Source organism: Ochrobactrum teleogrylli (genome assembly GCF_037482325.1).
Classification (GTDB): Bacteria; Pseudomonadota; Alphaproteobacteria; order Rhizobiales; family Rhizobiaceae; genus Brucella; species Brucella teleogrylli.
This window is the reverse complement of record NZ_JBBHKQ010000002.1, coordinates 594,206-611,916: the sequence shown is the minus strand read 5'-3', so window position 1 is coordinate 611,916 and position 17,711 is coordinate 594,206. Positions and strand designations below refer to the sequence as shown.

The window sequence follows — 17,711 nt, the reverse complement described above, 5'->3', positions numbered from 1 at the left end:
GGGATCTATCGATCACGCCAGCGGTCGGGCTGGACTGCTTTCCGGTCAGCTCGCGCGCAGCCATAACAAGCGTGTTGTTGAGGGCCCGCAACGTGCCTTCATCCCTCCACCGATAGAAGTATTTCTGCACCGTGGAAAACGGTGGAAAGTCCGTCGGCAAAAGCCGCCACGCACCACCCGACGAAGCTATATAAAGAAGTGCGTTAACTACCTCACGCAGGTCTGTCTTTCGATGACGTCCAAGCCGTCTGGGGGCTGGCACCAATGGTTCGATGATGGACCATTCAGCATCTGTTAAATCACTTGCGCAATGTGAATTCCGGCGTTCATACTGTCGGCGAGCGGTTTCAGTCCAGGCCATCGTGATCTCCATCGTATGTCAGAAATCCGATTGAATCATAACCTGCTGAAATCGCTCAACTGAACCGCGCCGGCTTTGCCGGAGACCGTTTGGCTTAAGTTATGCGGCCATAGCTGGTGCGTCCAGCATGGCGTAGTATCGTTCTTCGGCCTCGGCTGGCGGTATGTTGCCGATGGGCTCCAGAAGGCGGCGGTTGTTGAACCAATCGACCCATTCGAGCGTGGCGAACTCCACGGCTTCGAAGTTGCGCCATGGTCCTCGCCGATGGATGACCTCGGCCTTGTAAAGACCGTTGATCGTTTCGGCGAGAGCATTGTCGTAACTATCACCAACGCTTCCGACAGACGGCTCGATGCCTGCCTCCGCCAGCCGTTCGGAATAGCGAATGGACACATATTGGGCAGATTCAATCGGTCGTCGCAACACCCACCGATTGGAGGTTGTTATGATGGTTCGCAAACGAGCAACAAACCGATGCACACGAGAGAAGGTGCGCTCCCCTGGGCGTCCATCTGCATGGCAGCGTGAAGAACGGGGCCGTTTCTGGCAAGCTATTGCCTTGGGGCGCACAAGTGAGGAGGCTGCGTTGGATGCCGGAGCATCCGCCCCGCTCGGTCCACGCTGGTTTCGGGAGGCAGGCGGAATGCCACCAACACATATGGCGCCATGGGCAAAGCCCCGAACAGGTCGTTATCTCTCATTTTCGGAACGTGAGGATATTGCGATAGAGCTTGCCAAAGGAGTTGGCATTCGCGCTATCGCGTATAAGCTTGGTCGCTCACCGAGCACAATCTCACGAGAAGTCCGCCGTAATGCCGCCACTCGGAGCGGTCGTATGGATTATCGACCAAGCACAGCGCAGTGGCATGCTGACCGCGCGGCACGGCGCCCGCGAGTAGGTAAATTGGCAAGCAACCTACTTCTCCGCCAGTATGTTGAGGAGCGTTTGGCTGGTAAGGTCGCCAATGGAGACGGCGTCGCTTTTGATGGCCCTGTGGTGGTATGGAAGAAGCGGCGAGCGGTTCACCGCCAGAGCCGCAGGTGGTCTATGGCCTGGAGCCCCGAGCAAATAGCGCGCCGCCTTGTGATTGACTATCCAGAGGATGATACGATGCGGATTAGTCATGAGGCGATTTATCAGGCCCCGTATATTCAGGGACGCGGTGCGTTGCGCCGCGAATTGACTGCTTGCCTGCGAACCGGACGAGCGTTGCGTGTTCCACGCGAACGATCGCGATCCCGGAACAAGTCCTTTATCGGTGATGCTGTCATGATCAGCGATCGGCCTGCCGACATCAATGACCGGGCAATTCCAGGGCATTGGGAGGGTGATCTCATTCTGGGGCTTGGTAGTTCGGCCATCGGCACACTTGTTGAGCGGAGTTCACGCTTCACAATGCTACTCCACCTGCCACGTATGGAAGGTTATCAGCAGGAGCCAAGAGTTAGGAACGGGCCCGCGCTCGCAGGGCATGGTGCGGAAGCTGTTTACAAAGCCATTGTTCGTTCCATGGCAAAACTTCCGGAGCAACTACGTAAATCACTGACTTGGGATCAGGGGGCAGAAATGGCACAACACGCTAAACTGCGCGTTGATGCGGGGTTGAAGATTTATTTTTGCGATCCGCAAAGCCCATGGCAACGTGGATCGAATGAAAACACGAACGGCTTGCTGCGGCAGTATTTCCCCAAAGGAACAGATTTGAGCCGTCACACGGTCCGGGAACTGGATGCCGTAGCCCACTCGCTCAACACCAGACCGCGCAAAACGCTCGGCTGGAAAACACCCGCTGAAGTTCTCGACCAATTTCTGGCAATGCAGTAAAACAGTCCTGTTGCGACGACCGATTGAATCTGCCTTGCGAGCCGCGGTCGGAATGATGAACCAGCCCGCCACGTTTGACGGGCCGCCGATCATGAAGCGCCTGGTCGAGGGCATCGAGCACAAAGCCCGCATGGGCCGTTCGGCATGCCCGCCAACCGACGATACGGCGGGCGAAGGCATCAATGACGAACGCCACGTAAACGAAGCCCTGCCAGGTCGCGACATAGGTGAAATCGGATAACCACAGCATGTTCGGCGCGGGAGCGAAGAACTGTCGGTTCACCCGGTCTAGCGGGCATGGAGCGGACTTGTCCGACACGGTGGTTTTGACTGGCTTGCCGCGAATGACGCCTTGAAGCCCCATCATTCTCATAAGCCGAGCGACGGTGCAGCGGGCAATATCGTAACCCTCTCGCTGCAACTGCCGCCAGACTTTGCGCACGCCATAGACCTGGAAGTTCTCGTTGAACACCCGGCGTATCTCGACTTTCATGGCAATATCATTCCGTTCGCGGGCTGACAGGCGGTCCACGTCCGTGCGTTTGGCAACGACCTCATAATAGGTGGACGGGGCAATCGGCAGCAGCCTGCAAATCGGCTCGACCCCGAGCACCGAGCGGTGTGCATCGATGAAGGAAATCATCGCTTCAGTGGGCGGTCGAGCTCCGCCTGGGCAAAATACGCCGAGGCTTTGCGTAAAATCTCATTCGCCTGACGAAGCTCCCGGTTCTCCCGCTACAAAGCCTTCATCTTCTCCGCCACGTCACTCGGCAAACCTGCACGCTTGCCGCTGTCGACCTCGGCCTTCTTCACCCATTCATTGAGCGTATGCGCCGAGCAGCCGATCTTGGCCGCTATGGAAGATACAGCCGCCCACCGGGAAGGATGTTCGGCTTCATGATCGGCCACCATTCGAACGGCGCGGGCGCGGACTTCAGGAGAAAATTTGTTCGTCGTCTTGCTTGTCATAGACCCTACTTCTCACGAGTTGGGGTCTCCGGCAAAGCCGGCGCGGTTCAAACCCTTTTTGGAACAGGCTCTTAGGCAGTCGTCAGTCTTATTTCTTACCAGCGACTGCGAACCTCAGCCGCTGGTGATTTGACTTTTTATTCAATGATATCCGTCTTCGGCGCGAACCTTTCCACGAAAAACCCAGTATGCATATCCGGTATATGCGAGGATAATCGGGATCAGAATTGCGGACCCAACCAATAGGAACCGCAAGGAGGTGAAAGGGGCTGAGGCTTCTCGAATCGTTAATGAATCCGGGATGATGTATGGATAAAAGCTGATCCCCAGACCCGCATAGCTCAGAACGAATAGGCCTAGAGCTGCCAGAAACGGCCGAAGCTGTTTATTTTTTCTAAGCCCGTTTAACAAAAGATAGGCACATATTGCCAATAACAGCGGCACAAAGGATGAGAAAAAAGCGGTAGGCCAGCGGAACCATCGTTGAAAGTAAATTTCGTTAATAAACGGGGTCCAGATAGACACAATGCCGATCAATTGCATAACGGCAATCTAGGTGAGATTCAGCGTCAATCAGGATGAGACTCGCGCCGGGGTGTGACGGAGTGAGGGCGTAGCCCGATCGTAGTTATACCCCGGCGTGGCGCAGAATTTGGCGTCTCAAGATCGCGGTCGGTCCGGTACATTTGCGGTTTTCTGGATTGGAGAACCAGTTTGTGCCGGGTTGCCATGTAACCGATCATCAGATGAGACTCTTCATGAAGTACCGACAAACGCATTGTGTAGAGGTCGCCGCAGCAAAAGCGTCGATCAGCCGAGCTACGGCATACCGCCTCGACAAGGAGGTGCAACTACCATCTCAGAGCAAAGCGCCGCGTGGACGCCGCCGCCCTGATCCCTTGGAGCCAATATTCGAGACTGAAGTCGTCCCGCTCTTGAAGGCCGCACCCGGCATCCGTGCCGTCGCTGTCTACAACGAGATGCTGCGCCGACATCCAGAACTGTCTGAAGGTATCCGCCGCACGCTTGAACGACGCATTCGGTCGTGGCGTGCTGTCCATGGCGAAGCGCAGGAGGTTATCTTCCGCCAGACGCACGAGCCAGGCCGGTTGGGCCTTTCGGACTTTACCGATGCCAGCGGTCTTGGTGTGACCATCGCCGGCCAGCCGCTTGATCACCTGTTCTATCACTTCCGGCTTGTCTGGTCGGGCTTCGAACATGCCCATGTCATTCTCGGCGGAGAAAGCTTTGTCGCGCTGGCCGAAGGGCTTCAAAATGCTCTATGGTCCGTGGGTGGTACGCCGCTTTATCATCGAAGCGACAGCCTTTCGGCGGCATTCCGCAACCTCGACGCCGATGCCAAGGTCGATCTCACGCACCGATACGACCAGCTTTGCTCCCATTATAGAATGACGCCGACGCGCAACAACAAAGGCGTCGCGCATGAGAACGGCTCGATAGAAAGCTCCCATGGCCATCTCAAGAACGCCGTTCATGATGCCCTGCTGATGCGGGGGACCAAGGAGTTCGACGATCTCGGTTCTTACCGCGCCTTTGTCGACGAGATCGTCAGCCGTCGCAATGCTGCCCATGGCAAGCGTATCGATGCTGAGCGATCCCATCTGCAGGCGCTGCCCGAGCGCAGGACCACGGACTTCGAGGAGATTGTTGTCACTGTGTCCCGGACGGGCGGCTTCACCTTGCGCAAGGTCTTCTACACCGTGCCATCCCGCCTGATCGGCCACAGGCTACGAGTTCGCCTGTTCGACGATCGGCTGGATGTCTTCGTCGGCGGTACGCATCTGATGACGTTGCGCCGCGGACGCGGCCACCCCGACGGGCGACACGATCAGGTCGTCAACTACCACCACGTCATCCATTCCCTGCGCAAGAAGCCGATGGCGCTCCGCGGCCTCGTTTATCGCGACAAACTCTTCCCGCGTCCGGAATATCGCAAGGCCTTCGAAGCCCTCATCGAGCATCTTCCCGACAAGCAGGCTTGCAAGATCACCGTTGAGCTTCTGGCATTGGCGCATGACCGCGGTTGCGAGCGCGAACTTGCCAAAGAATTGGCCAGAACCCTGGATGCGGGCGATTTACCGGATCTGGCCGCCATGCGAACGCTCTTCGGTCCGGATCCAGCCAAGCTGCCGACCGTTCATGTGCAGCTCGCATCGCTCAACGGTTATGAGGCCCTGATCGGGACAGGAGAAGCCGCATGAAGAACGCTCACGTTATCGACGAAGCACGGCTCGCCATCATGCTCAACGAACTTCGGCTACCGACCATCAAAACGCTGTGGCCGCAATTTGCCGAGCAGGCGGACCGGGAAGGATGGCCAGCCGCTCGCTTCCTGTCGGCTATTGCCGAGCACGAGCTGGCAGAGCGTGCCAATCGCAGGATTGAACGACATCTCGCCGAAGCGCACCTGCCGCCCGGAAAGACCTTGGACAGCTTCGCCTTTGACGCGGTACCCATGATCTCGAAGGCGCAGGTCATGGCAATTACCGCTGGCGACAGTTGGCTCGCCAAGGGAGCTAACATCCTCATGTTCGGTCCGCCCGGCGGAGGAAAGAGCCATCTTGCTGCCGCTATCGGCCTTGCGCTGATCGAGAACGGATGGCGGGTCCTGTTCACCCGGACTACCGATCTTGTGCAGAAGCTTCAGGTCGCCCGCAGGGAACTGCAGCTTGAGTCTGCCATCGATAAACTCAACAAGTACGACTTGCTCATCCTCGATGACCTCGCCTACGTCACCAAGGACCAGGCGGAAACAAGCGTGCTATTCGAGCTGATCTCGGCACGATACGAGCACCGGTCGATCTTGATCACTGCCAACCAGCCGTTCGGAGAGTGGAACCGGGTCTTTCCAGATCCTGCCATGACACTCGCAGCAGTCGACCGGCTTGTGCACCATGCCACGATCTTCGAGATGAATGTCGAAAGTTATCGCCGCAGAACCGCGCTTGAGGAAAAACGCCAGCGGGGCCGACCGGCCTCGTTTGCGACAATCAGGACCTCAACGCTGTCTGTCGCGCAGCGGCAATCAGAAAACGAAGAAGAACTTGTCAACGGCAATCAGCATGATAATTTGATCCCGACCGCGACCTAAGAATCTCATCCAGATTGTCGCAAGCGTCTCATCCTGATTGTCGCGCTATAGATCAATGCAAGCAGCAGGACCGTCAGGGGCTTGGCCAGAAATTGGCAGCGTATTTGCACATATCCCATTGTCTTCAGATTAAGCCAGGTGGCTCCAAGCAAAGCATAACCTACTAGAAGCGCAACTCCGCATAAAAGCGAAAATGGTGTCAGCCAATCCCACGGGCCGCCCGCATAAGCATGGTTTTCGACGCTTATACCCTGAATGAGGGTGCCGAGCGTAATTCCCTGCATGATCGCGGCAAGCGATGAGCCCATCCAAAATGCGATGTCCCAAAAGTGCGAGCCTGGCCTCGTTCGCCAACGAAATTCAAAAGCAACGCCCCGGAAGATCAAACTGATCAACATAATTATGATTGGCAAGTAAAGCGCCGGGAGAACGATGGAATATACCGGGGGAAAAACAGCCATAAGGCCGCCACCTCCAAGTACCAGCCAGGTTTCGTTGCCGTCCCATACCGGTGCGATGGTGTTTGTCATGAGATCACGGTGTTGTCGTTCCGGGAAAGCGGGAAATATGATTCCAACGCCCAGATCGAACCCGTCGAGAATGACATAGGCAAGAACAGCAAAGGCAATGATCCCGGCCCATACGAGTGAAAGATCAATTTCCATGATGTTCTCCGAGGTTATTACTGAGCGCATGTGCTGTAATCATTCCCGCGGTCCTTATCGGTGCGGAACCAAGTTCGTGATCATCCAGTTCAAGCGGGGGACGTCGCATGAGCTTCAGCAGATAGACAACGCCTGCACCAAAAACGATAAAGTAGACGACGATAAAGATGACAAGGGATGTGCCAACGGCTGAGGCTGATATGGGAGAAAGACTGTCCGCTGTTCTCAATTGTCCGTACACGGTCCATGGCTGTCGACCAACTTCGGTCGTGTACCAGCCGGCAAGTACCGCGATAAAGCCCGATGGTCCCATGACCACGGCAAAGCGATGCAACGACCGCGAATTGTATAGATGTCCTTTCCAACGGGCCCAGATGGACCACAGACCAACCCCTAACATCAGGAATCCCGACCCGACCATTATACGGAAGGTAATGAACGGCATCAGCGCTGGCGGGCGTTGATCCCGTGGCCACTCTTTCAGGCCCTTTATTTCTGAGATGAGGTCGTGTTTCAGTATCAGCGAACCGAGTTTTGGGATTTCAAGCGCGAATTTTGTTCGCTCCGCCTCGTCATCTGGTATTCCAAACAGTATCAAGGGAGCGCCATTCTTGTGTGTTTCAAAATGCCCCTCCATTGCCGCAATCTTGGCTGGCTGCTGTTCCAGCGTATTGAGACCGTGCATGTCCCCGAGCAAAATCTGAAGCGGAGTTCCTAGTGTGGCCATCCACATCGCCATTGAAAACATGATGCGAACCTGACGGTTTTGATTTCCTTTCAGCAAATGCCATGCTCCCACGGCACCGACAGCAAAAGCTGTTGTCAGAAAGGCCGCCACCACTGTGTGTGACATTCGATAGGGAAAAGAGGGATTGAATACGATTTGCCACCAGTTTTCAGGTATAAATATACCGTTCGCATCTATGCTGAAGCCGGCGGGCGTATGCATCCAGCTATTGGCCGAGGTGATCCACGTCGCCGAGATCAGAGTCCCTAATGCGACCATGGCGACTGCGAACATATGCGCGCCATCTCCGACGCGCTCGCGCCCGAACAGGGCGATGCCGAGAAAGCCCGCTTCAAGGAAAAACGCCGTGAGAACCTCGTATCCCATCAGTGGTCCGATGATTGACCCGGCTCTGTGGGAAAGGACAGACCAGTTCGTTCCGAACTGATAGCTCATGACGATTCCGGATACGACGCCCATGGCGAAGGTCACCGCAAAGATCGTTTTCCAGTATTCGAACAGTTTCAAATAGGCCGGATCTCTCTTCCACAGCCAGAGACCGTTGAGAACTGCGAGGAAACTCGCGGTGCCAATGGAGAATGCTGGAAAAATGAAGTGAAAGGAAACGGTGAACCCAAACTGAATTCGCGCAAGCATTTCTGCCTGTAAGCCAAAGAATGTCATCGCCCGGCTCCCCGGAAGAAGCCCGCACTACCAACACAAAAAGTGCTGTCGAGTGAAAACGATCGCCGACAAGCGAATAAAAACACAAATCGTGAATACCACGGGTGAATTGAAGCAACAGTTTGCACTTTTGCATCTCCTGTCCAAATTGATATCGTTTGGATAGAAGGGTAGGCAAAAGGCTTAAAGGACGATGTTCCCTCAATTCAGGACACCGCAGTAATTTCGCATGTGATTCGCGATCACGCCCCGGAGTTTCCCTGACTAAAACGGCGGCGGTACTCCGTGGGTGTCAGACCAACGACACGCCGGAAGCGCGCCCGGAAGGTCACCGCTGAACCAAAACCGGACAGGAATGCTGTTTGATCTATGGACGTATCACTTTCCTCAAGCAATTCGCGTGCGCGATCGATGCGGGCCATGAGAAGCCACTGCAAAGGGGTCGTACCAGTCTGCTCTTGAAATCGCCGGGCAAAGGTGCGCGAACTCATATTTGCGCGCGCCGCGAGGCTATCAACGGTATGGGCACTGTCCAGATTGTCTCGCATCCATTCGATCAAGGGCGTCAAGCTGGCCAGAGATCCCGGCGGTTCGTGGCGGATGAATTGTGCCTGACCACCGTCCCGGTGCAATGGCGCGACAGTGAGACGTGCGGCATCGGCGGCGACTGACTGGCCGTAATCTCGTCGCACAAGATGAAGGCACATATCCAGTCCTGCCGACGCACCGGCCGAAGTTACGATACGGCCTTCGTCTACAAAAAGCACATTCGGTTCGACTGTTATGCAGGGATGAAGTCTCGCAAGGTCCTCTGCAAAACGCCAATGGGTAGCAGCGCGTCTCCCGTCAAGCAGACCGCTCGCTGCCAATATAAAGGCTCCGGTGCATATTGACGCCACTCTTGCACCGCGCCCGTAAGCTTTTCGTAGTGCACCGCTTACGGCTGCCGGAATGTCTCGAAACGGATATTCGCTTCCCGGAATTATGATCGTTTCGGCCTGCGCAAGGTCAGCCAAACCTTGTCGTACCTGCATGTCAAAGCCAGCCGCACGAATTGTGCGCTTCGGCGCACAAATCCTAACTTCATAAGCTTTGCTTCCATCTGCCAGACGCGCCATTGCAAACACCTGATAGGCGATGCCAAAATCCAGTGGCACCACGTCATCAAGCACCAAAACAGCAATTTTATGCATTGAATTCGGCTCCTGCCGGAAAATTGTAAACTGCTATTTGCCGTGGCTGTAATCAATCGTTTTTTGTCATTCCTGCCACTCACGTAGATTGTTTGAACGCGCTATTCAATAGGAATGTTCAAGACGAAGGAAACGACGATGACGGATCAAAGAAAGAATAAGACTGAAGGCCGCCAGTTACAGATTGGCATGGTCATTTTCCCCGGCTTTACGCTGCAGGACCTTGCCGGACCCCAGACGGCGTTCGGTCTCCATGCCAAAACCCATATAATCTGGAAGACCATGGAGCCCGTCCCAACAGATATGGGCGTCACCATGAATCCCACGATCACGATTGACGAAGTTCCCGACAATCTCGACGTACTGTTCGTTGCCGGTGGGGGAGGGACACCTGAAATCATGAAGGATCAGGAGTTCCTCGATTTCATTGCTCGCGCCGGAAAAACTGCCACCTATATAACCGCAGCATGCACGGGCTCTGTGCTTCTCGCAATGGCGGGATTGCTTGAGGGTTACCGGGCGGCCACCTATTGGCCGTTCTATGAGCCCCTGATAGCACTGGGTATCGAGCCAAGCTATGAACGTGTCTGCGTTGACAGAAATCGCATTACTGGCGGGGGTGTCACAGCCGGTATCGATTTCGCACTTCAGGTCATCGCGGAACTCAAAGGACAAGACGCGGCTGAGTTCACACAGCTTGTTCTCGAATACGACCCGCAGCCCACCATGAACTCAGGTCATCCCCGAAGTGCTCGCCCAGAAATTGTAGCACAGGTGAAGGGTTTATGGGGGCGAACTGACGCAGCCGTGAAAGTGGCGGAGGAACATATGCAGCGCCGGTCCCAATCGGCAAGGCTCGCTTCTGCCTGATTGAAGAATAGCTGTTTTCAACCTTAGATCATGGGTGCCGCTGATCGAACCGATGGTTCTGCGGCACCCCTCTCTAAGGCTCACAGCATGATATTTCGGCCAAGCACACAGTATGGCTAGCAATGAGGGAAATACGTCTTTTACTTTGCTCAGCCTTTAAGGGAGAAGCAGGGTGGATCGTGAGGTCCAACTTCATTCTGTAACGGAGGCTGTCTTCATAATGACCAGACGCATCATCAATGTTCCAGCTAACTCGCCTCTCTTTCCCAGTCAGGCCGAGTTCGAAAAATATGGATACTCACCCGCAGTAAGTGCAGGCGGCTTGCTGTTTATTTCTGGCCAGGTCGCACTAGAGCCGGATGGGTCCGTGTCTGACGATATTACAGAACAGATGGACTTTGTTTTTCAGAAAACGTTTGAAGTGCTTCGCTGGGCTGGCCTGACGAAGGACGATCTGGTCGAAATATACAGCTATCACGTGAACCTCCCCGAATATTTTTCTCAGTTTATCGCGGTAAAGGAAAAATATCTCACGTCATCCTTTCCCGCGTGGACAGCACTTGGTGTCGAAGCATTGGGTCTGCCTGAGTTGAAGATTGAAATGCGCAGTATTGCGGCTTTTCGTGATTGATCGGACAAAGCCAACCAAATTGCCACCTCCTCGTTTTTCCCTCGTGAGTCAACCATATCGCTCACCAGCGGCGTGTGACGACCATTGAATACGAAAACCATGATCTCCATTAAGGAACAGCCTATGAATGAATTTGCAGGTAAGCGCGCCCTCATCACTGGTGCTTCACGTGGCATTGGCGCGGCCATCGCATTGGAATTGGCTGAAAGAGGCGCAGACATCGCATTCACCTACGTCAAATCCACGACTGCTGCCGAAGAACTGGTCAAGAAGATCGAAGCAAAAGGTCGGCGAGCCTTTGCGATTCAGGCCGATAGTGCGGACGCATCAGAGATTAAACGCTCAGTCGATGAAGCTGCTTCAAAACTCGGTGGTCTGGACATTCTGGTGAACAATGCGGGGGTATTGTTCCAGGGGCTGCTCGAGGATATGCCACTGGAACACATCGACAAGATTCTCGCGGTGAATGTCCGGGCAGTGGTAGTGGCTTCGCAAGCTGCAATCCCATACCTTGGCGAAGGCGGCAGGATTATCTCGATCGGATCATGCCTCGCGGAACGTGTCGCTTTTGAAGCCGTGGCTGTTTACTCGATGTCAAAGTCGGCGCTTCTGGCATTTACGCGCGGTTTGTCACGCGAACTTGGCTCGCGAGGCATCACGGTCAACCTCGTGCATCCCGGGCCGACCGAAACGGAAATGAGTCCGCCAGATGCGCCGGGCGCCGCCGCGATGCGCGCGCAAATTGCACTTGGCAAATATGGTACGGACAAGGATGTTGCGGCTGCAGTTGCTTTCATCGCCAGTTCGGCTGCCCGGAACATCACAGGCACAGGGCTGAATGTCGATGGCGGCATGAACGCTTAAGCCTATCAGAAATTGCTCAACACAGGGCGTATCTTGAACTTTATGTGCAAAGGTTTGCGTGTGCGTTTCAGATATCTCCTGGTGGGCTTTTTTATAGAAGTGATATGATGAGTATCAGTCATTATCTCAAGACTATTGGTCGGGGCGCGCGGGGGGCTCGTTCCCTCTCTCGCGAACAGGCCGTAGACTTGTTTGCTCAAGTTCTGGACGGTACCGTAACGGACTTGGAAATAGGTGCATTTTGCCTCGCCATGCGCATTAAAGGTGAGACGCCGGAGGAAATGGCCGGCTTTCATGATGCGCTACGACTGAGCCAGTCAATCATACCCCTTTCCCCTTCGGGGCGGGCTACCGTCATATTGCCAAGCTATAATGGTGCGAGAAAGCTCCCTGTCCTGACGGCTCTACTCGGATTGCTCCTCGCCGAAAAGGGCATACGGGTTATTGTGCATGGATTGAATCACGACCCTGGACGAACGACAGTCGCGGAGACATTTTCGGCGCTAGGACTACCCCATTGTGGTCACGTGGACGATGTGTCTGACGGTATCAATTTTCTACCTGTCGATGTTTTCGCGCCAAAGCTTGCAAAGCTTTTGGATGTCCGCAAAACCATCGGTCTAAGGAACTCCGCGCACAGCCTGGTCAAAATCCTCAATCCCACTTCTGCGCGGGCGCTGGTCATCGGAAGCTACACGCACACCGCCTACGCGGAAATCATGTCTGAGACCTATCGACTGCTCGGCGCAGATGCGATGCTGCTGAGGGGGGTCGAAGGAGAATCCGTTACCGATGCAAGGAAGATTCAGCAGATCGATGTATTCGTTGCAGGTGCCCAGACGCAGTTGCAAGAAGCTGAAAAGACACCTCTTGTCGCTGCGCCGGAATGGCCTGACAATATCACCGCATCCGCCACTGCAAACTATATAGAAGAAGTTATGGATCGCCGCAGACCGGTTCCCGAACCTATTCTACGGCAAGTCACGCATATCCAAGATACGCTACTTGTCATCGAAAAGCAGGTGAAGCCTCCGATCCCAAACGGGTAGGACGTTATTTGGAAAGAGCTTCAAGAGTATCCCACAAATGGCACGAAAGCGTTGTGCAGAGTGCTACAATTCGTTGTTGGCATCAGAATGAAGATGCTTTTCCTTCAAAAGTGCCCTTTCCGCTCTGATGCGTTGCAATTGGGGTTGGCTCTGTCGACATACGACGCAGGCTCTGAGGGGGATGACCGAAGATGCGAAGAAATGCACGTCGCATTCTTTCAGGATCGGTAAAACCAACCTGACGGGCAATGACCTCTATCGGCTCTACGCCCCGCTCGACACGGACGCGGGCTACCTCCGCTCTTAAACGTTCCACGGCTTTAGCTGGTGTTTCTCCAGTCTCTGCGAGAAATGAACGTCCGAACTGCCGCGGGCTAAGATGTGCTACATCTGCAAGACGCTCGGTGGGTAGAGACTCTGTCAAATGTTCACGAATGTAGGTGAGTACGGTTCTGATACGATCAGAAGCCGGTTCCATATCCAGCATAGCCGAGAATTGCGATTGTCCGCCTGGGCGGCGATGATACACAACGAGCATCTGAGCCACGCTTTTCGACATCTCAGTGCCTAAATCCTCCTCGATCATTGCCAGAGCAAGGTCGATGCCAGCTGTAATACCAGCCGATGTCCAGAGATCGCCGTCTTTCGTGAATATGCGATCTCCATCCACCTTAATTTTCGGGTACATTCGTTGAAGCTGACCGGCGTATTTCCAGTGCGTTGTAGCCCGACGTCCATTTAGGAGGCCGGCGGCTGCGAGTAAAAATGTGCCAGTGCAGACGCTTGCAACCCGGCGTGCAGAATGCAGACTCTTATGAAATGTACCGTCGATTTCAAATCCTATCTCAGCGGGATTTATAAGTACGTCTCCTCCGGTGAAAATGATCGTATCGTATGGCTCCGAACGGATGGCCTCGGTCTGAACGGCCAAGCCTGACGAACTTCTAATAAGCCCTCCCTCTCTCGAGACAATGTGAAGATTGTACGGCAAACATTCATTCTGCCTGCTGGCGATTTCAAATGTTGAAAGAGGGCCGCTTAAATCCTGGATCTGGAATTGGGGATACACGACGAAAGCTACGTCCCGAGTAATCAATGCAGGCCCAGTGCTAATTGCGGCAATCATATTCATCGAGAACCTCTCCGCGCAGGGAGTCGTCAACATTCACATCTGCGGCTTGTTTCATCCCTATCATGAGTTCGCTGATGGTACATCTGCGCATGGCGAAAAAAGAGGGAAGTGCGTCATTTTCCCGCGTCTGTCGCTGCTGTATGAACAGCGAGACACAAATTTTGCGCGCACCTTGGAAACGATTTGTTCTTCGAAGCTAATGGATTTGCGATGGCGAACTTATTCGGATCGTCACCTGAGGCGGTAAGGGGCAAAGACAATAAGCCCGCCTTCCGGCCGGCTGTCGCAGCTGTGCCATTGAAGAGTTAGACAGGATTATCGCTGATGAGCCCGGTGAATATTGACGAAGAGTTCTCGCAGTTGCGGCGGATGCGATTGGCATCTGTGATCGAAGCCATAACACTCATATTGCTTCTTTGCATCGCAGTACCGTTAAAGCATCTCAATGGGTTTCCTATGGCTGTCTCGGTCATGGGGCCCATCCACGGTATAGCCTTCGTCTACTATGCGTGGACCTTTATCCAAACGGTGGCGGGTGGTGACTACGACCGGTTCGAGGTCGTCCGGATGGTCGTCTCAGCCTTCATTACTTTTGGTGGCTTCCTAAACGATCGCGCGCTTGCACGACGCCAAGCTACCCTACAGTCTTCAATATAAGGAAACCCGATGGACTACCTTTGGTTAAAAGCAATCCATGTTGCTGCGGCTATCATCTGGATTGGGGGCATGTTGACCGTTGCCATCACAACAACCGCTGTCAACGTTATGCCTGTAGACGTGTCCGAGGCGCGCCGAGGTGCATTCTTTGCGCGGATTCGTCGCTGGGATCGAAGGGTGACAACGCCTGCGATGCTGATGGTCTGGGCATTCGGGCTCGCGCTGGCGGTCACGGGTCAATGGCTGTCACAGCCCTGGCTAATAGTCAAAATTGCCCTCGTCATTGTACTTTCCGGGATTCACGGCATGCTATCGGGCGGTCTGAGACGTCTCACTCTTGAGCAGCAGCCACGCGGTATTGCCGCCATCCGGTTTGCTGCTGTCGGCATCATCTGCATCGTGATCGTCGTGGTAGGTCTTGTCGTCATCAAGCCGTTCTAGCTATTGGAGTCTTCTATGTTTTCTGGTCGAAATGAACCTCATGCATCGCAACGCACCATCCTATTGACGGGTGCAAGCCGAGGTATTGGCCATGCAACCGTAAAGCTTTTTTATCAAAGCGGATGGCGGGTTCTAACTGTGTCGAGAGCTGCTTTCGCCGGGGATTGCCCATGGCCAGGAGGTCGTGACAACCATATCCAGGCGGACTTGTCGCGGGCTGACAGCTATAAAACATTGGCAGCAGAAGTAAGTGAACGTCTTGGAGGAAGCGGTCTTTTTGCAATTGTCAACAATGCGGCAATTTCCCCGAAGCTTGAAGGCGGCGTTCGCATGGGCGTCTCCGATACTTCATATGAGGACTGGCTGGCTGTCTTTAACGTCAACTTATTTTCAGCGGCAGCATTATCCCGGCTTCTTTTGCCGGAACTCAAGGCGACCAACGGGGCAATTGTCAACGTGACATCGATCGCGGGCTCTCGGGTTCACCCATTTGCAGGTGTTGCATATGCCTGTTCGAAAGCAGCTTTAGCTGCGTTGACACGCGAGCAAGCTTCCGAATTTGCCCGTTACGGAATTCGAGTCAATGCGATCGCTCCTGGAGAAATCGATACGTCGATACTCTCACCAGGCACGGAAAAAATAGTCGCCGACCAAATCCCCATGCATAGGCTCGGTGATCCAAGGGAGATCGCCCGCGTAATCCTTTTCCTGTGTTCTGGTGAAGCGTCTTATATCAACGGTGCGGAAATCAATGTTAACGGCGGCCAGCATGTCTGACCAGTCTGGATGGAGGTTTGATCATCCGATGAACCCGCGACTGGTGATTGCTGTGTACGCGACGATATGCTGGACGCTGTCTCTTCCGGTAACATTTTTTGGTGCAACTTCTTGGATTCTTTACGGGTGGCATAATTGATAATAAATATTTCGTCCAAGATTACACAATATAATATAATTTAATTATAAATTCCAAAATGTATTAGACATAAATAAGAATAGCATTGATGTGGTGTGTTAATCGAAACGTACTTTCAGTTATGTCGACCAGTATTGAGATGTATTGATCGGACGAAGCAGGAGGAAATTGCATCATGGAAATCGAGTTGCGGCAGTTACGATATTTCATGGCAGTTGCCGATCACGGTGGTATGAGAAGAGCAGCAGATGCATTGGGCGTTTTGCACGGGACACTCAGCCACCGGCTGCGTGATCTGGAAGAAGAAGTCGGCGTTGCGCTTTTCTTTCGTTCCAACAAAGGGGTAAAGCTGACAAAAGCCGGTCAGGATTTTCTGCGGCGCATTCGCCGCGTCTTCAACGAAATGCAGGAAGCCTTCGATCAGGTCTATGCGGAAGGCGATGTGGAAACCGGAGAAGTCAGCATCGGCCTGTTTTCGTCACTGGCTTCGGGTTTCTTGCCGGAGCTCCTTTCCGAGTACAAGCATGAGAACCCCTCCATTCGGTTGAGATACAGCCAAGGCTCTGCTCTTTCGCATATCGGTGAAATCCGTTCCCTTTATGACAATCGCCAAGGGGGTTCTCGCGAACGAGAGATTGGCGTTTAGATAAATGGCAAACCTCAGAATATTTACTATGCGCCCACGAACAGAAAAGAAGCAGACCAAACCAGTAACTCTAAAAAAAGAGAAAGATCGCATTGGTTATGCGAGGGTTTCTACAGACGACCAACACCTTGATTTGCAGTTAAATGCGCTTCGATTGGCAGGATGCCGCAAAATATATACGGATCAAGGCATTTCTGGGAAAGTATCTAACCGACCAGGGCTTCAGGACGCGCTGGAGCAGCTTTCAGATGGAGACACATTGGTGGTTTGGCGTCTTGACCGACTCGGTAGGTCTCTCGTTAACCTCGTTGAACTTGTTAACAATCTTGGAATGCAGGAAGTTGAGTTCCAGTCGTTAACGGAGAGTATTGATACGACGTCCTCCGGTGGACGGCTAATATTTCACATCATGGCAGCATTGGCCGAGTTTGAACGTTCGCTGATCAGCGAACGAACCAGAGCTGGTATGGAGGCGGCTCGATTGAAGGGAAAGCACATCGGACGCCCGCGAAAGGTGAAAAGCAATGAGAGAAAGGAAATTAAAAGCGCGTTTATGAGAAAAACCTCAATTTCTGAGATTGCAAAGAAATACAAAATTTCACCGCGAGCCGTTCGAGCGATAGTCAATAATTCCAGCGAAATAGCTTAGATGTTTGATCCTAGGCTTTGATGCTACAGTCCTCTCTCACGAATGGAGGGAGGTACTTGTGCTGCCTTACGTCAAGACACAGAAGAACGACGACCGTGATGCAGAGGCGATCGCCGAAGCCGCAACTCCACCGCGTACGCGACCGCCTGTGCGGTGAACGCACTTCGCGACCAACCAGAACAGAAGCTTACTTTTGGAGCGCGGGCATGTCGTCGCACAACGGCATGCTCGACTACGATTCTTGCTCGGCGAGTTGCTGGATACCGATGCGGTCACACTGAGCCCGCGTATGGTGTTTCTTATAGCGCGACAATCAGGAT

The 17,711-nt window shown here is 53.8% G+C and carries 15 protein-coding genes, 6 pseudogenes and 1 other annotated feature; of the genes and pseudogenes, 13 read left to right on the top strand and 8 right to left on the bottom strand.

Going from position 1 to position 17,711, the window contains the following annotated elements; all coding sequences use genetic code 11:
* Positions 1-7: 7 nt before the first annotated feature.
* Positions 8-361 (bottom strand): annotated as a pseudogene (locus WIX40_RS20425) (transposase); the annotation flags it as partial.
* A 99-nt stretch (positions 362-460) separates the two neighbouring features.
* Positions 461-763: pseudogene (locus WIX40_RS20420) on the bottom strand (integrase core domain-containing protein); the annotation flags it as partial.
* Positions 764-809: 46 nt separating this feature from the next.
* Between WIX40_RS20420 and WIX40_RS20415 the strand changes: the two are divergent.
* Positions 810-2,186: an IS30 family transposase gene (locus WIX40_RS20415; RefSeq protein ID WP_339442375.1), complete on the top strand. Its 1,377-nt coding sequence runs from the start codon at positions 810-812 to the stop codon at positions 2,184-2,186.
* A gap of 34 nt (positions 2,187-2,220) precedes the next feature.
* Here the strand turns inward: WIX40_RS20415 and WIX40_RS20410 are convergent.
* Positions 2,221-3,155, bottom strand: a pseudogene (locus WIX40_RS20410) (IS3 family transposase); the annotation flags it as partial.
* Positions 2,755-2,871, bottom strand: a sequence feature (AL1L pseudoknot). It overlaps the preceding pseudogene by 117 nt.
* Before the next feature lie 141 nt (positions 3,156-3,296).
* Positions 3,297-3,704: pseudogene (locus WIX40_RS20405) on the bottom strand (cytochrome d ubiquinol oxidase subunit II); the annotation flags it as partial.
* A gap of 167 nt (positions 3,705-3,871) precedes the next feature.
* Between WIX40_RS20405 and istA the strand changes: the two are divergent.
* Both istA and istB read left to right on the top strand, forming a co-directional pair.
* Positions 3,872-5,377: an IS21 family transposase gene (gene istA / locus WIX40_RS20400; protein WP_442946391.1), complete on the top strand. Its 1,506-nt coding sequence runs from the start codon at positions 3,872-3,874 to the stop codon at positions 5,375-5,377.
* Positions 5,374-6,267, top strand: a complete 894-nt coding sequence (istB, locus tag WIX40_RS20395) for an IS21-like element ISRel5 family helper ATPase IstB (protein ID WP_105529095.1) — start codon at positions 5,374-5,376, stop codon at positions 6,265-6,267. The genes istA and istB overlap by 4 nt, the downstream gene beginning before the upstream one ends.
* A gap of 50 nt (positions 6,268-6,317) precedes the next feature.
* Here istB and cydB read toward each other — a convergent pair.
* The 3 genes and pseudogenes from cydB to WIX40_RS20380 form a co-directional block, all read right to left on the bottom strand.
* Positions 6,318-6,932: pseudogene (gene cydB / locus WIX40_RS20390) on the bottom strand (cytochrome d ubiquinol oxidase subunit II); the annotation flags it as partial.
* Positions 6,922-8,343, bottom strand: a complete 1,422-nt coding sequence (locus WIX40_RS20385; RefSeq protein WP_339441777.1) for a cytochrome ubiquinol oxidase subunit I — start codon at positions 8,341-8,343, stop codon at positions 6,922-6,924. The pseudogene cydB and the gene WIX40_RS20385, both read right to left, overlap by 11 nt.
* Positions 8,344-8,585: 242 nt before the next feature.
* Complete coding sequence (locus WIX40_RS20380; protein ID WP_339441776.1) at positions 8,586-9,536, bottom strand: GlxA family transcriptional regulator; 951 nt, start codon at positions 9,534-9,536, stop codon at positions 8,586-8,588.
* 138 nt (positions 9,537-9,674) lie between these two features.
* On the opposite strand from WIX40_RS20380, the gene WIX40_RS20375 reads away from it, so the two are divergent.
* From WIX40_RS20375 to ybiB, 4 genes are all read left to right on the top strand, one after another.
* Positions 9,675-10,406 carry a DJ-1/PfpI family protein gene (locus WIX40_RS20375; RefSeq protein ID WP_339441775.1) on the top strand — a complete coding sequence of 244 codons (732 nt, stop codon included), beginning with the start codon at positions 9,675-9,677 and terminating at the stop codon, positions 10,404-10,406.
* A gap of 220 nt (positions 10,407-10,626) precedes the next feature.
* Positions 10,627-11,037: a Rid family hydrolase gene (locus WIX40_RS20370; RefSeq protein WP_339441773.1), complete on the top strand. Its 411-nt coding sequence runs from the start codon at positions 10,627-10,629 to the stop codon at positions 11,035-11,037.
* 123 nt (positions 11,038-11,160) lie between these two features.
* Entirely contained in the window at positions 11,161-11,901 is a 741-nt protein-coding gene (locus tag WIX40_RS20365; RefSeq protein WP_339441771.1) for an SDR family oxidoreductase, read from the top strand.
* Between the two features lie 104 nt (positions 11,902-12,005).
* Positions 12,006-12,950 carry a DNA-binding protein YbiB gene (gene ybiB, locus WIX40_RS20360; RefSeq protein ID WP_339441770.1) on the top strand — a complete coding sequence of 315 codons (945 nt, stop codon included), beginning with the start codon at positions 12,006-12,008 and terminating at the stop codon, positions 12,948-12,950.
* A gap of 82 nt (positions 12,951-13,032) precedes the next feature.
* On the opposite strand, the gene WIX40_RS20355 is transcribed toward ybiB, so the two are convergent.
* On the bottom strand, positions 13,033-14,082 hold the full coding sequence (locus WIX40_RS20355) for a GlxA family transcriptional regulator (protein ID WP_339441768.1): 1,050 nt from the start codon (positions 14,080-14,082) through the stop codon (positions 13,033-13,035).
* A gap of 324 nt (positions 14,083-14,406) precedes the next feature.
* Between WIX40_RS20355 and WIX40_RS20350 the strand changes: the two genes are divergently transcribed.
* The 6 genes and pseudogenes from WIX40_RS20350 to WIX40_RS20325 form a co-directional block, all read left to right on the top strand.
* A complete protein-coding gene (locus WIX40_RS20350; protein ID WP_339441766.1) occupies positions 14,407-14,739 on the top strand; it encodes a DUF3817 domain-containing protein in 333 nt (110 codons plus the stop codon).
* A 9-nt stretch (positions 14,740-14,748) separates the two neighbouring features.
* Positions 14,749-15,180 carry a CopD family protein gene (locus WIX40_RS20345; protein WP_339441765.1) on the top strand — a complete coding sequence of 144 codons (432 nt, stop codon included), beginning with the start codon at positions 14,749-14,751 and terminating at the stop codon, positions 15,178-15,180.
* Between the two features lie 15 nt (positions 15,181-15,195).
* Positions 15,196-15,957, top strand: a complete 762-nt coding sequence (locus tag WIX40_RS20340; protein ID WP_339441763.1) for an SDR family NAD(P)-dependent oxidoreductase — start codon at positions 15,196-15,198, stop codon at positions 15,955-15,957.
* A gap of 314 nt (positions 15,958-16,271) precedes the next feature.
* Complete coding sequence (locus WIX40_RS20335; protein ID WP_339441761.1) at positions 16,272-16,742, top strand: LysR family transcriptional regulator; 471 nt, start codon at positions 16,272-16,274, stop codon at positions 16,740-16,742.
* A gap of 4 nt (positions 16,743-16,746) precedes the next feature.
* On the top strand, positions 16,747-17,391 hold the full coding sequence (locus WIX40_RS20330) for a recombinase family protein (RefSeq protein WP_339441759.1): 645 nt from the start codon (positions 16,747-16,749) through the stop codon (positions 17,389-17,391).
* A gap of 58 nt (positions 17,392-17,449) precedes the next feature.
* A pseudogene (locus tag WIX40_RS20325) lies at positions 17,450-17,698 on the top strand (IS110 family transposase); the annotation flags it as partial.
* Between the last annotated feature and the right edge of the window lie 13 nt (positions 17,699-17,711).

Coding starts and splice junctions, on each gene's coding strand:
- WIX40_RS20415 (WP_339442375.1), top strand. CDS start 810: ATGGTTCGCAAACGAGCAACAAACCGATGCACACGAGAGAAGGTGCGC.
- WIX40_RS20350 (WP_339441766.1), top strand. CDS start 14,407: ATGAGCCCGGTGAATATTGACGAAGAGTTCTCGCAGTTGCGGCGGATG.
- WIX40_RS20355 (WP_339441768.1), bottom strand. CDS start 14,082: ATGAATATGATTGCCGCAATTAGCACTGGGCCTGCATTGATTACTCGG.
- istB (WP_105529095.1), top strand. CDS start 5,374: ATGAAGAACGCTCACGTTATCGACGAAGCACGGCTCGCCATCATGCTC.
- WIX40_RS20365 (WP_339441771.1), top strand. CDS start 11,161: ATGAATGAATTTGCAGGTAAGCGCGCCCTCATCACTGGTGCTTCACGT.
- WIX40_RS20345 (WP_339441765.1), top strand. CDS start 14,749: ATGGACTACCTTTGGTTAAAAGCAATCCATGTTGCTGCGGCTATCATC.
- WIX40_RS20370 (WP_339441773.1), top strand. CDS start 10,627: ATGACCAGACGCATCATCAATGTTCCAGCTAACTCGCCTCTCTTTCCC.
- WIX40_RS20385 (WP_339441777.1), bottom strand. CDS start 8,343: ATGACATTCTTTGGCTTACAGGCAGAAATGCTTGCGCGAATTCAGTTT.
- WIX40_RS20375 (WP_339441775.1), top strand. CDS start 9,675: ATGACGGATCAAAGAAAGAATAAGACTGAAGGCCGCCAGTTACAGATT.
- WIX40_RS20340 (WP_339441763.1), top strand. CDS start 15,196: ATGTTTTCTGGTCGAAATGAACCTCATGCATCGCAACGCACCATCCTA.
- WIX40_RS20380 (WP_339441776.1), bottom strand. CDS start 9,536: ATGCATAAAATTGCTGTTTTGGTGCTTGATGACGTGGTGCCACTGGAT.
- WIX40_RS20335 (WP_339441761.1), top strand. CDS start 16,272: ATGGAAATCGAGTTGCGGCAGTTACGATATTTCATGGCAGTTGCCGAT.
- WIX40_RS20330 (WP_339441759.1), top strand. CDS start 16,747: ATGGCAAACCTCAGAATATTTACTATGCGCCCACGAACAGAAAAGAAG.
- ybiB (WP_339441770.1), top strand. CDS start 12,006: ATGATGAGTATCAGTCATTATCTCAAGACTATTGGTCGGGGCGCGCGG.